11 protein-coding genes and 1 pseudogene are annotated in these 13,079 nt (G+C 39.2%); 11 read left to right on the top strand and 1 reads right to left on the bottom strand.

Annotation, left to right across the window (positions count from 1 at the left end; all coding sequences use genetic code 11):
* Window positions 1–232 precede the first annotated feature (232 nt).
* The 4 genes and pseudogenes from GRQ40_RS16035 to GRQ40_RS16020 all read left to right on the top strand — a co-directional run bounded on the left by GRQ40_RS16035 (window position 233) and on the right by GRQ40_RS16020 (window position 3,780).
* The gene (locus GRQ40_RS16035) at window positions 233–739 is read left to right on the top strand and encodes an inorganic diphosphatase (protein ID WP_370514176.1); all 507 of its coding nucleotides are present in this window, start codon (window positions 233–235) and stop codon (window positions 737–739) included.
* 101 nt (window positions 740–840) lie between these two features.
* A pseudogene (locus GRQ40_RS16030) lies at window positions 841–1,077 on the top strand (IS701 family transposase); the annotation flags it as partial.
* Window positions 1,078–1,722: 645 nt separating this feature from the next.
* Window positions 1,723–2,316 (top strand): TetR/AcrR family transcriptional regulator, encoded by a 594-nt coding sequence (locus GRQ40_RS16025; RefSeq protein WP_159720360.1) that lies wholly within the window; start codon window positions 1,723–1,725, stop codon window positions 2,314–2,316.
* Between the two features lie 87 nt (window positions 2,317–2,403).
* On the top strand, window positions 2,404–3,780 hold the full coding sequence (locus tag GRQ40_RS16020) for an MFS transporter (RefSeq protein ID WP_159720359.1): 1,377 nt from the start codon (window positions 2,404–2,406) through the stop codon (window positions 3,778–3,780).
* Between the two features lie 284 nt (window positions 3,781–4,064).
* On the opposite strand, the gene GRQ40_RS16015 is transcribed toward GRQ40_RS16020, so the two are convergent.
* Window positions 4,065–4,628, bottom strand: coding sequence for an FAD-dependent oxidoreductase (locus GRQ40_RS16015; protein WP_159720946.1), 564 nt, complete (start codon window positions 4,626–4,628; stop codon window positions 4,065–4,067).
* 652 nt (window positions 4,629–5,280) lie between these two features.
* On the opposite strand from GRQ40_RS16015, the gene GRQ40_RS16010 reads away from it, so the two are divergent.
* From GRQ40_RS16010 to GRQ40_RS15980, 7 genes are all read left to right on the top strand, one after another.
* Window positions 5,281–6,120, top strand: coding sequence for a histidine racemase CntK family protein (locus GRQ40_RS16010; RefSeq protein WP_159720358.1), 840 nt, complete (start codon window positions 5,281–5,283; stop codon window positions 6,118–6,120).
* A gap of 27 nt (window positions 6,121–6,147) precedes the next feature.
* Entirely contained in the window at window positions 6,148–6,942 is a 795-nt protein-coding gene (locus GRQ40_RS16005; protein ID WP_066148758.1) for a nicotianamine synthase family protein, read from the top strand.
* Window positions 6,943–6,972: 30 nt separating this feature from the next.
* Window positions 6,973–8,283 carry an opine metallophore biosynthesis dehydrogenase gene (locus GRQ40_RS16000; protein ID WP_159720357.1) on the top strand — a complete coding sequence of 437 codons (1,311 nt, stop codon included), beginning with the start codon at window positions 6,973–6,975 and terminating at the stop codon, window positions 8,281–8,283.
* A 311-nt stretch (window positions 8,284–8,594) separates the two neighbouring features.
* Complete coding sequence (nikA, locus tag GRQ40_RS15995) at window positions 8,595–10,217, top strand: staphylopine-dependent metal ABC transporter substrate-binding lipoprotein (RefSeq protein WP_159720356.1); 1,623 nt, start codon at window positions 8,595–8,597, stop codon at window positions 10,215–10,217.
* 239 nt (window positions 10,218–10,456) lie between these two features.
* Window positions 10,457–11,389 (top strand): nickel/cobalt ABC transporter permease, encoded by a 933-nt coding sequence (gene opp1B, locus GRQ40_RS15990; protein WP_159720355.1) that lies wholly within the window; start codon window positions 10,457–10,459, stop codon window positions 11,387–11,389.
* Window positions 11,390–12,292, top strand: coding sequence for a staphylopine uptake ABC transporter permease subunit CntC (opp1C, locus tag GRQ40_RS15985; RefSeq protein ID WP_159720354.1), 903 nt, complete (start codon window positions 11,390–11,392; stop codon window positions 12,290–12,292).
* On the top strand, window positions 12,273–13,079 hold the full coding sequence (locus GRQ40_RS15980) for a staphylopine uptake ABC transporter ATP-binding protein CntD (RefSeq protein ID WP_159720353.1): 807 nt from the start codon (window positions 12,273–12,275) through the stop codon (window positions 13,077–13,079). The genes opp1C and GRQ40_RS15980 overlap by 20 nt, the downstream gene beginning before the upstream one ends.

Here is a 13,079-nt window from a genome sequence, read left to right as displayed (position 1 = left end):
CACGCTTCTAACTGGTAAAAAACTGTTCAATTTAATCAATCGAATTCTGTTCAGTTTTATTTAGCGGTCACAATTGCCTAATTAAACATTCATAATGGGGAATTTCATTTCGTTGAAATTGTTTTAAATCGTTGTTGACAATATCCATTATCAATTAATATGTACTAAAATTATATATTGTGATACAATTTTATCCAGTTAAAAAATTCGTTAGCTAAAATGCTTTAAAGAGGTGGCTGAAATGGAAAATGTAGTTGAAGTAACTATTGAGGTCCCACGTGGAGAACAAAATAAGTATGAATTTGATGAATCCACAGGGAAAATTAAATTAGACCGTGTACTATTTTCCCCTATGTTTTATCCTTGCGATTATGGCCATATTGAGAACACACTAGCTCTTGACGGCGATCCATTAGATGTATTAGTACTAACTACAAACCCTACCTTCCCTGGATGCGTGATTGATACGCGTATTGTAGGAGCACTTATTATGAGCGATGACAAAGGACAGGATGAAAAACTAATAGGTGTTCCGCTTTCTGATCCACGATGGGAAAATGTGCATAGTCTTAAAGATGTTAATCCTCATACCCTTAGGGAGATTAAACATTTTTTTGAACGATACAAGGAACTCGAAAATAAAGAAACAACTATTATTGGATGGGAAGGGAGAGATGTTGCTCTTAAGTTGATTAAGAGTTGCCAAGACAGATTTAAAAAATATACTGTAGCTGAGTAAAATAAAAAATGACATAAATTTATAACAAAAAAGGAGACATGAACCTGATTCCTTGGTTAGAATAGATACGCAACTTATTCACACAAGGAGGTTCATGTCTCATGAATAGATTAGCACATCATCGAGGAATCCATAGGTTTTTCGAAATGTTTGGATTGACGCTTTATTTCTCGAAACCGGTCATGAAGCCTCTTGTTTATGTGGTGTGGATGCCATGATCATGAACGGCTTTGCGGGAGCGTTGACTGGGAGTTTTCATCCGAACCATCGAACGATAACTGAGCCATTTTTCATGAAAAGCCTATGATGATGAAGAGACGTTGCTTCGCAAGCTCCAATAGTGCATGCTTCGTCGTATCGAACGTATCGCGAAACGGGAGAATCAGCCTCTTTTTGTTTTGCAGGAAAAGATACACATTCCGTTAAATGAATTATGTAGTAACACCAATAGCTATAATTATTTTGACATTAACAATGAAGAAAATAAAATTGATTTCTGGAAAAAGTTATATCGAGCCAGGGTTATTTATAAAATATCTAATTTGAAAAATATCCGATAAAAAAGGTTATGAAAATATATAATTGATATAATTTGGAAGTTGATATTAACAAAACATTTAATAAATCATTAGACACATTAGAACGAGAATGGAAAGATTATTTAAAAACTAATGTTAAACCACTTTCACGTAAAGATAAAGAAAAAACAAAATTGCATTTTCAAAAGAGAAAACTTTCTCGATATGGGTAGTCCTCACATCTCATACCGGATTTCTACAGCCGAAAGACATTGATCTATTGAAAGATGGTGCTCTATTTTATCACTTTTAACTATCCCCTTCGAAACAATACGAAACTGGAAAGATAAGAAAACATCGCGCTGTCTCTCCGCTCTAATCCCTTGACGAAAACAAAGCCAAGGAGTAAAATGAAATCACTTAAATGACAGTCAGTACTGACAGTCAAAAAGAGGGTGAAAATGGATGGAGAATCGCGATGTGATGAATAATAAAGATAAATTAATGCAGGCAGCGATCGATTTGATCGCTGAACGAGGGTATCACGGGGTGACCACACAGGAGATTGCGGCCGCTGCGGGTTTAAGCGAAAAGACCTTATTTCGTCATTTTGGAAGCAAACAAAACTTATTAGAATCCGCTTTTGACCGTTACCACTATGCAGCGGAAATGAATGACTTATTTCAAGGCGGCCTGAATGGGGATTTATACGAAGATTTGCTTCGCATCAGCCGCGCTTACCATGAAATTATGTTTCGAAACCGCAAAATGATTAAGATATCCATTGCGGAAGGCCATCATTTGCCTGGCTTTCGGGAGAGAACACATCAGCATCCACAGCAGTTAAAGAAACTATTGATCGATTACTTTACGGAGATGGAAAAGCGGGGCAAGGTGATTCACACCGACCACGAACAAACGGCTGTTTCTTTTATGCTTATGCATTTCGGCGCGTTTATGAATTATATAGATGCGACGGATACGACAGTGCTGAACGTCTCGTTAGAGCAAATGATTCAACATAGCGTACAGTTGTGGACTAGGGCTTTGTCTCCCTAGTTTTTTTACCTTGACGATTGACAGTCAGCACTGACAGTCATGAGTGGATCATGAAATATGACAAAATAAAGAGGAGGTCTAATCAAGATGGATGCCCCGTTTTCTCGGCAAGAAGGCATGAAATTGATGCGTGTGGTGATGTTTACCTTAACTCTGTCGTCTATGAGTATTCTGATGTTTAATTTTGTTCTGCCAGAGATCAGCGAGTCGTTTCATTTAACGACAGCCCAAGTCAGCTGGGTCACGTCCGCTTACTCCCTCATTTATGGAATCGGAACCGTGATATATGGAAAGCTGGCGGACCGCTACAAATTGAAAAACATCTTGACCGTTGGCTTGCTTGTACTGGCGGCAGGTTCACTTCTTGGTCTTGTAGCTCAATCATTTTCGATGGTTCTTGCTGCTAGGTGTTTACAGGCGTCAGGGGCCGCCGCAATCCCAGCGTCAGCCATGCTGATTCCTTTACGCTATTTTCCTCCCGAGCAAAGGGGACACGCGATGGGAACGGCCTTTGTTGGCTTAGCCCTAGGGAGCGCACTTGGTCCGATTATTTCTGCTTTAATGATCAGCATGGTCCATTGGCGATGGTTATTTTGTATTCCTGTGTTTCTCTTATTGACTTTGCCGTTTTATCGCCAATACCTTGGCGATGAAGAAGGTTCATCGGCCCATATAGACTGGATCGGGGGATTTTTGCTTGCTGCATCCGTCACTTTATGGTTATTAAGCGTCACCAATGAATCATGGTGGCTGTTGTTAGGAGGGATGATTGGATTGGGGGTGTTCAGTTTGCGTATTCTGACGGCTCGCCAACCTTTTATTCAACCTCAGCTTTTTAAGAATAAACAATATACAAGGCGATTAGCGATTGCTTTTATCGTGAGCGGAATCGGTTTTTCCCTTTATTTTCTGAGCCCTTTATTTTTAGCCGAAATTCATCATCTGCCTCCCGCTTGGATCAGTATGGCTATGGTCCCGGCCGCGCTAACAGCCGCTTTGCTCGGACAAAAAGGAGGAAAGTTAGCCGATAGAAAAGGTAACACTTATTTGTACTCTATTGCCTCAAGCTTATTAATTCTCTGTTTTGCCTTACTCTCTACTTTTATAGGCATCTCTCCTTTATGGATCGCTTTCTTTTTGGTGATCGGTCAAGTGGGGCAAACGTTTATCACGATTGCCATATCGAATGCCGTTTCGCTGACCTTGCTGAAGGAATATTCAGGAGTCGGCATGGGACTGTTGTCTATGTTAAATTTTATTGCCGGCGGAATGGCATCGGGGATTTATGGGAAAATGATCGATCTTGGGGCTGATGTTGCTTGGAACCCTGCCAATGTCTATACAAACGGAGCTGTTTACAGCAATCTCTTCTTAGTTCTTGCGGTGATCCATGTCCTGACCCTCATGTTTTATTTAGCAATCGCCAAAGAATCATTTCCGCTAAACAGTGATGGAAGAGAGTAAGTGATATTGCGTCTCTTTTAAGCCATCATCAAAAGAGCGGTGTTTCTTTTCAGAAAAGGGTGTGATACCATTCGATACCACCCCAAGACAACAAGTACTTCGATTTGATCTCGTACGATGTGCGTATATTCATTTTTTATAATTTTCCGGTTAAGAGAGACATTTTTATATCGAAAGCTGATTTCTATTTAGAGAGAGGTTTGCTCGTACAAGGAGGGGATCTTTCTAGGCACCATAAAGCAATCAAAGGGGCAGCGTCGTTTTGAAGGCTGCCCCTTTGAATTTTATGATTGGAGAACATCATGATCAACGTAGCGCGCGCCATTTAACTCGCTAATGAGATTAATGGCAACTTTGGCTCCATCGCCAGCGGTGATGATGGTATGCACGCTGACGCCAGCCACTGTGCCGGCGGCCCAAATCCCTTCTACATTGGTTCGTCCTAGCTTATCTACTTCAACGATCGTTTTAATTCTCGGTTCAGTTCCTTGTTTTGTTTTGACTCCAATTTTTTCTGCGAGGTCTGTTGCTATACCGGTTGCTAGAATAATATGCTCAGCCTCGAATGTTTGCTCGGCTGCTTCAATTTGAAATCCTTTTTCTAGCTTTTGAATGCTGGTCACTTGACCGCTTATGAGTTCTGCGCCAAATTTAGCCGCTTGCTTCTTTCCTGTCTCTACTAAATCGGTTCCCGTGATCTCCATGACACCGTAATGATTTTCAACCCAAGCCCGCTTTGTCATACTTTTTCCATTGTCAATTAATAGCGTTTTCTTTCCGGCTTTTGCGGTGAACAGAGCGGCGCTTGCGCCGGCTGGTCCAGCACCGATAATCGCTACATCATACATCATTTGAGACCTCCTTATGGAAATTTCTACATGACCCATTATAACATGGCGGCACATATAACCATAATGATATGTTTTGAAAATTTCTATCATTCTTTCTTTTTATAGGCGTTATATGGGCTTAATGAGACATATAGCATGATAAGAATGGACATAAGCCAAACAATCTTTATGGCTATGATTCTTTAGCCGAGGGTTCGCTTCAACCATTTGGGCAACATCAATAAAGCTTAGCGTGGCTCCCTTCATATGAGTCTCCATTGCGTGAGGATTTCGCAAAAAAAATATACCATCTACTTATCTTTTTATAAATATGGTGCTTAAGGAGGATTTTTTGACGGCCAAGTAGCCAAACTACGCTCATTCACAGAGCCACCAACGAACCTGAAAGCAGCGTTGTTTAGGAATTTCGACGCGCAGAAAACACCATCCACCGAGAAGTCTCCCAACTCTAGACAAAGTGAAAGGGGAGGTTCATTCACCAAGAGAATATCCTCTCTTTATGCACAATTCGTGTTCACTAATATAAAAAATATAACAATATTGACAATGTTTAACCATATGATATAATTTGTTCTAAAATGAAAATCATAATCATTACGCTTTACAAAAGATGATTATGAAGCAAATATAAGTGTAAAGGGGAGCTGCGATGAAACAGGAAATCGATTTTATTAAATTTAATCCAACACAAAATATGACCGTTCTCGTAAAAGCTAATCAACCAGTTGAGGAGTATGGACGGATCGCTTCAAAAATTATGTCATATGACAATGTATATGCTGAGCAGGTAGGTTTTATAGAAAAGCCGAGAAATCATCAAGCTGCTGCCCATCTACAGATGGCCGGAGGTGAATTTTGCGGCAATGCTTGCATGGCGTTGGCCGCTTATATTGCATCTGAAAAAGGGCTAAAGCAGAATGATTGGATGGAACTTTTATTGGAAGCCTCGGGCACGGACAGATTAATAATGTGCCAAGTAAAAAGGGATTCAGATGAATATTATTGTCAAGTTACTATGCCGATTCCTAAACAGATCGAACAGAAAACGATTCAGTATGACGGAGACGATTTGGATATTGTGATCGTGAGATATCAGGAGTTCATCCATATTGTGATAGAAGTGAATGAATTTAGTAGTGCCGTGAGGGAAAAAGCTCAATCATTAGCAAGATTGCTTGGGATCACTATCGGAGCTAATTTGATCGGCATTTTATTGTATAAGTCGAAATCTGATGAATTGGCTCCCCTCATTTACGTTCCTCATCTAGACAGTATGGTTTGGGAAAGAGGTTGCGGCTCAGGTACGGCGTCCTTAGGAGCCTATTTAGCATGGAAAAATAAGAATAAAAGAAATGTTGCTGCAACGATTAGGCAGCCCGGAGGCACTATGAAGGTAGTGGCCCATTGCCATGAGGGAATATTAACAAATCTTAAGATTGAAGGATGTGTCGGGATAGTCGCACAAGGTAAGGCTTTTATTAATGTTTAGTTACCGCATTGTATGGGGGTGAAATGAATGATTGTCTTAAAAACTTTTCAAGAATCTTTAAGCTACTTTTTAGAGAAGTTTGATGAGTTGGCCAAAAAGTATGATCATACAATCAATCATTGTTCAGAATTAGAGCTTTTAATAGATGACTACTCCAAATTTATAACAAATGAGAAAAATCAAGAGGCTTGGGAGCAACTAGAACTTCACGAATCCAGCGAATGGAGTCAGCTTGTGGCGAATTTGAGGAAAAAATCAGCCCTTTGCGTGGCGATTATGGAAAAATATCGTGCCTTAAAATTGCGAGATGGACATGTTGAAATAGCCGATTATTTTAAAAATATCGAATCATGCATTGAAGAAGAGTTTGGCAGTTTCCGAATCACTTCTGAATCAAAAGTATTATTAGTAGGCTCGGGTTCATTCCCGATGACCCCCTTATTAATTGCTAAACGAACTGGGGCGGAGGTTGTTGGCATAGATATCGATGATGAGGCTATTCAACTTGGCCGAAATGTCGTGGAAAGACTAGGGAGCGGATTAAACATAAGATTAGAAAAATTATCAGTGGAAGATCTTGATTTTACGAAAGACGTCACCCATGTCATCTTCAGTTCAACTGTTGAAAGTAAATACGACATATTGGACCAATTATATGAATTAACCAATGACCATGTAGTGGTGGCTATGAGGTATGGTAATCAATTAAAGTCTTTATTTAATTATCCATTACGAGAAGTAGATGAGGAAAAATGGAAGTTAGTTGAGCATATCATACGCCCAGAGCACGTATTTGATATAGCGCTGTACAAAAAAGTATAGCTTATTCGCTTAATAGAAAGGGAGGTTTTTATGAGCGGCTTTAAACGAGTCTTGTTGTTAGGAACCGGACCAACATCCATTCAGCTTGCTGCCACTTTAAAAAAACAGTTGAATTGCTATGTGGGGATTTCCGGGAGAGAATCTGTTCGTTCGGAAAAAGTCTTTGCGGCTCTTAAGCAAAGTGGCCATCTTATTCGTGTGAGCGTTCAAAATGAAAAGCATCAAGCTATGGCAGGGGAATGCTTTATTGATCAAGTGTTTAAAGGATATGGAACAATTAAAGGGGACTGGGATACCATTATTTTTTCCGTAACAACAGATGCTTATATGGACGTATTAAAGCAAATGAATGATGAGCTATTAAAACAAGTTAAATGTATTGTTTTAATTTCTCCAACTTTCGGTTCAAATAGCTTAATCAGAAACTATATGAAACGTATAAATTCAGATGTAGAAATTATTAGTTTCTCCACCTATTACGGCGATACGCGATGGATACATAACCAGCCGCCTAATCATGTTTTAACAACAGGTGTGAAGAAAAAAATTTATATAGGATCGACACATGATCCGTCTGAGAATATCGACAGACTGTGTCAGCTATATGAAAAGTTAGGCATTGCCTTAGAAAGGATGCAGTCCCCGATTGAGGCGGAAACAAGAAATATTTCTTTATATGTCCATCCGCCGTTATTTATGAACGATTTTTCATTACAAGCGATATTTGGGGAGTTAGATACGAAGAAATATGTATACAAAATTTATCCTGAGGGGCCTATTACGCAATATTTAATTCGTGAAATGCTGGCTCATTGGAAAGAAATTATGAATATGATCGGGAAAATGAATATACAAGGTATCAATTTGCTTAAATTTATGATCGATGATAATTATCCGGTAAGACCGGAAAGCTTATCACGCGAGGATATTGAAAATTTCAATCATTTGGAGCCTATTCATCAAGAGTATTTATTGTATATCCGTTATACTTCCCTATTGATCGATCCTTTTTCAGAACCAGATAAAGAAGGAAAATATTTTGATTTTTCTGCTGTTCCATTTAGGAAGGTATTTGTCAACAAGGAAGGGTATTGGGAGATCCCAAGAATGCCTAAGGAAGACTATTATCGCATAAAAATCATACAAGGGATCGCCAAATATTTAAACGTGGATTGTCCAACAATCGATACATTTATTGAAAGATATGAAAGGAAAATCGAAACATTTACTCAATCTCATAGAGAAGAATTATTGTCTCATGCATTTACCGTTCAACATTTTGCGGAAGATTTGCAAATGATATGCAGTGAAATCGGAAAAAGCATAACAGCGAAGAGTTGAAAGATACCGAATGCCTTAGATGATATAAAGTAGTATGTTATATAAATCGTAATCAATTCGATTTAATCCGATGATAATGATTGGAAAATAGATTATATTTTACATGCGAAAGTGAGTTGTGTTCAATTTTGTAGCTGTCGCTTGACATGTTCGTTTTTGCATCGATATGGAGCTGGAACGATGATCGGGTGTTGAACAGCGCCGTTTGACAGAACCATAAACGGATCAGCGGCGTTGTTCAGACCTGCGCTACGACAATGTTCCAGCCGGATAAATGGTATATAAATAAGACTTAAGGGGAGAAGAAATACATGATAGTAAAAAAGTTGAAGATAGTGGCTCTTATGTTTTTAGTCTTATCTATGCTAGTTGCTTGCTCTGCCCATTCGACGAACTCTGATAGCAATAACAAGAAAAGAGGTGCTTCTAATAATAGAGAACTAGTGATTGCAACAACGAAAGACATTAATGATATGAATCCGCATTTGTATGCAGGCTCAATGCCAGCTCAAGGGATGGTATATGAATCATTAGTGGAAAATACCAAAGACGGAATCAAGCCTTTGCTCGCTGAATCATGGGAAATTTCGAAGGATGGAAAAGTATACACATTTCATTTAAGAAAGGGCGTGAAATTCCATGATGGCGAACCATTTAACGCAGAGGCAGTGAAGAAAAATATTGATGCTGTGCAAAACAATGCAGAAAAACATGCTTGGATCAAACTATCAACCAAAATAGTCAGTTGCAATGTAATAGACGAATATACCGTTGAGTTAGTGCTATCGGAGCCCTATTATCCAACGTTGCTTGAACTATCTTTGACTAGACCTTATGTATTTATGTCACCTAAAGATTTTACTAATGGGGGCACAAAAGATGGCGTAAAAGGCTATCATGGTACAGGACCATATGTTCTCACTGAACATAAAGTTGATCAATATGCAACGTTTGAAGCCAATCCAAACTATTGGGGCGGCTCACCTAAAATGAAGAAAATTACTTTTAAAGTTCTTCCTGCAGGTGAAACAACATTTTTAGCCTTACAAAAAGGAGAAGTCAACTTTGTTTTCACAGATGATCGAGGTGTAGACAGCATTGACATTGAAGCAATGAATCAATTAGTGGATTCAGGCAATTATCAACTTGTTAAAAGTGAACCGATGAATACGAAGATGATCGTAGCCAATAGCAGCAAAGTGGATAGCCCAGTCAGTGAAACCGCTGTTCGTGAAGCCATTTGGTACGCAATCGATAGAAAAACCATTAGCAAAGATATTTTAAATGGCACTGAAACAGTAGCTAATACCCTTTTTTCATCTAATGTTCCGTATGCAGATGTTGACTTGAAGAAGCGGGGCTATGATTTAGAAAAAGCAAAAGAAATTTTAGAAAAAGCAGGCTGGACATTAGAGGAGGGAGCTGAAGTGAGGACGAAAGATGGCAAAAAATTGGCCGTGAAATTGTATTATGATAGCAACTCTCCTTCCCAAAAAGCTGAAGCTGAATTGATTCAAAGTTCCTTAAAAGAGATAGGAGTCGAGCTGGAGATCATTGGTGAAGAATCCACTTCAATCGCTAATAGAAGAACAACAGGTGACTATGATTTATTATTCAACCAAACATGGGGATTAGCATATGATCCTCAAAGCACAATTGCCGGCTTTACTTCGGAGTCTGCTTATTTGCATACGACGAGCGGCATCGCAGAAGCAGATGAACTCTACAAAAAAATTAAAGAAGTGACAGGGTCCACTGATGAGGAAACGAGAAAATCGTTGTATGCGGATATCTTAACCATTGTTCATGACGAGGCCGTCTTTATTCCAATTACAAACGGCCGAATCACTATAGTTGCGCCAAAAAATGTAAAAGGCATCTCATTTAAACAAACACAATTCGAGTTGCCATTTGAACAAATGGATGTTGAATAGCCATTGCGATAAAAAGGTGAATACTGATTGATTACTCTTATGAACTAGCAAAACAGGGGAAAATGATGGTTTCTTAAAGAGCAAATTTCACATGCGTGAAGCTTGGGCGTTTTCCACTGTGGAAGGCAAGGCGGCGGACTTGCCTTCCGACTATAAATTTTTTAGCGCTGTCTTTCTAGATCATGGTAATGATTGCGAGTGTGCTTTCGAACGATTTTGTCACGTAGAAGGAGGTTTCTATGGGAAGTTACATGATGAAGAGGATACTGGTATCCATTCCCTTGCTTTTGATCATTTCGTTTTTGACGTTTGTTTTCATGAACCTTTCTCCTCAAGATCCGGCCGAAGTGGTGTTGCATGCGCAAGGCGTCCCTAAAATAACCGATGAATTAATGACTCAAACGAAAGCAGAACTGGGACTCGATAAACCATTTATCGTAAGATATTTCGATTGGCTTGTGGCATGCTTGCAGTTGGATTTTGGGAATTCATACGTGACAGGACAACCAGTTTGGTCATTAATAGGTCCAGCTTTTCTTAACACATTAAAGCTAACGGTCGTTTCGTCTGTTGTGATTATTATTTTATCCATCTTATTAGGTGTCGTTTGCGCGTTGAGAGAAGGAACCATCATTGATCAATCGGTAAGAGGATTTTCCTTTTTCCTAGCAACCATGCCGTCCTATTGGCTTGCGTCGCTGATGATTTGGTACTTTGCTGTTAAGTTGGACTTGTTACCGACAAACGGAATGGATTCATATAAAAGTTATATTCTTCCGGTGGCTGTCATTGCGATTAATTACGCTGGCATTTATTTTCGGGTGGTGAGAAGTTCGATGTTAAACCACTTAAACGAAGACTATGTCCTATATGCAAGGGCATGCGGTGTACCTGAGAGGAAAATTACCATGCATATCTTAAGAAATTCGTTACAAGTTGCTGTTTCAATATTTTGTATGGCTATTCCTATTATATTGGGGAGTACGGTAGTGATCGAGAATGTTTTTGCATGGCCAGGATTAGGAAGTTTAAGTGTTAGATCTATTCTAAGCCGAGACTTTCCGATTATCCAAGCTTATGTTCTTATACTGGCGGCCGCTTTTGTGTTATTTAACACGCTTTCTGACATTATCAATGCGGCGATGAACCCTAAATTAAGGAAGGGATTATAAATGACAATATTAAGAAACTTAAGTAAAGATCGATTGGCCGCTGCATCTTTTATCCTCATTGTTGTGACGATTGTTGCTGGTATATTGGCTCCTTACATCGCGCCGCATGATCCTAATGAAGTAAATATGAGACTTCGGTTTGCGGCACCCTCTTGGGAATACCTATTAGGCAACGATCACTTGGGGAGATGCATTTTATCCAGATTAATTTATGGCATTCGTCCCAGCGTTTTATGGGTTTTAGGAGCATTATTCATATCTGTTTTAATTGGAGCTATTGCCGGTTTTATAGCGGGTTACTTTAGAGGAACAGTCGATTTCTTTATGATGAGAATTTGTGATATTATGCTTTCTTTCCCAGGGTACGTTATGACATTGGCGGTTGTCGGTATTTTGGGGATCGGGCTTAAGAATATATTGATTGCGTTTATTTTGATGAAATGGGCATGGTTTGCTCGAGTAATCAGAACGGCTGTTATGCAGTATGCGGAATTAGACTATGTCAAATTTTCTAAAGCAACTGGTATGAGTGACATACAAATTATCTGGAAGCATATTGTCCCTGTTACACTTTCTGATATTGCCGTTGTTTCAAGCGGTTCGATGGGTTCCATGACTTTGCAAATATCGGGATTTTCATTCCTAGGTCTGGGAATTCAAGCCCCAAATGCTGAATGGGGAATGATGCTCAATGAGGCAAGGCAAGTGATGTTTTCAAGACCAGAGCTAATGCTAGCGCCCGGATTAGCGATCATTATTGTCGTATCAGCATTTAATTTCTTATCTGATGCGCTTCAAGTTGCTTTAGACCCGAAATTAATACGTTCTACTAATAAAATTCAGAAACAAGAGGTGGAAACAGAAATAAGAGGTGGAAAAATTCATGAATATACTAGAAGTTGAAAATTTGCAAGTGACGGATATGAACACGGGCCAAATCATTGTTTATAACAGTTCATTCCATTTAAAGCAGGGAAACTGTCTTGCCATTGTTGGGGAAAGCGGAAGCGGAAAGTCCGTGACTTGCAGGTCGATTATGAGACTAAATAAACCTTGGATTCACCAATCAGGGGACATTTTCTTTAAGGGGGAAAATGTAAACCATCTTTCTGAAAAAGAAATGAGAAAGAAAAGAGGAAAAAACCTTTGCATGATTCTGCAAAATGGGATGAGTGCATTCGATCCCTCTTGTGTGATCGGCGTTCATTTAAGAGAAACACTTGCTGCACATTTCGGATGGAGCAATCAAGAAATAGAAACAAAAATGAAAAAGGCCATGGAAAGTGTCATGCTGAAAAACCCGATAGAGACGATGAATAAGTATCCACACCAATTATCAGGCGGAATGCTGCAGCGAATCATGATTGCATTGGCCCTAGTATTAGAGCCCGACATTATGATCGCTGATGAACCGACAACAGCGCTGGATACCATCTCGCAATTTGAGGTCATTGAACAATTCATTCAATTACGTGAAAGAATGGGATGCTCGATGATCTTTGTTTCCCATGATTTAGGTGTTGTGAAAAAAATTGCGGATGACGTTTTAGTCATGAAGGATGGAAAAATTGTTGAAAGAGGAGATATCTCAACAGTTTTTTCCAAAGCAGAACATGAATATACAAGATATTTAGTATCGACAAGACTTGAGGTTAGTAACCATTTTAGAAAAATAATGGGGAGAGTTTAA

It is taken from the genome of Anoxybacillus sp. PDR2 (assembly GCF_009834045.1).
Taxonomy (GTDB): domain Bacteria; phylum Bacillota; class Bacilli; order Bacillales; family Anoxybacillaceae; genus Anoxybacteroides; species Anoxybacteroides rupiense.
This window is presented reverse-complemented; position numbering and strand designations above follow the sequence as displayed.

Excerpts from the sequence above, each read along its gene's own strand:
- GRQ40_RS16025 (WP_159720360.1), top strand. The coding sequence starts at position 1,723 with ATGGAGAATCGCGATGTGATGAATAATAAAGATAAATTAATGCAGGCA.
- opp1B (WP_159720355.1), top strand. The coding sequence starts at position 10,457 with ATGGGAAGTTACATGATGAAGAGGATACTGGTATCCATTCCCTTGCTT.
- GRQ40_RS16020 (WP_159720359.1), top strand. The coding sequence starts at position 2,404 with ATGGATGCCCCGTTTTCTCGGCAAGAAGGCATGAAATTGATGCGTGTG.
- opp1C (WP_159720354.1), top strand. The coding sequence starts at position 11,390 with ATGACAATATTAAGAAACTTAAGTAAAGATCGATTGGCCGCTGCATCT.
- GRQ40_RS16010 (WP_159720358.1), top strand. The coding sequence starts at position 5,281 with ATGAAACAGGAAATCGATTTTATTAAATTTAATCCAACACAAAATATG.
- GRQ40_RS16015 (WP_159720946.1), bottom strand. The coding sequence starts at position 4,628 with ATGTATGATGTAGCGATTATCGGTGCTGGACCAGCCGGCGCAAGCGCC.
- nikA (WP_159720356.1), top strand. The coding sequence starts at position 8,595 with ATGATAGTAAAAAAGTTGAAGATAGTGGCTCTTATGTTTTTAGTCTTA.
- GRQ40_RS16005 (WP_066148758.1), top strand. The coding sequence starts at position 6,148 with ATGATTGTCTTAAAAACTTTTCAAGAATCTTTAAGCTACTTTTTAGAG.
- GRQ40_RS15980 (WP_159720353.1), top strand. The coding sequence starts at position 12,273 with ATGAATATACTAGAAGTTGAAAATTTGCAAGTGACGGATATGAACACG.
- GRQ40_RS16000 (WP_159720357.1), top strand. The coding sequence starts at position 6,973 with ATGAGCGGCTTTAAACGAGTCTTGTTGTTAGGAACCGGACCAACATCC.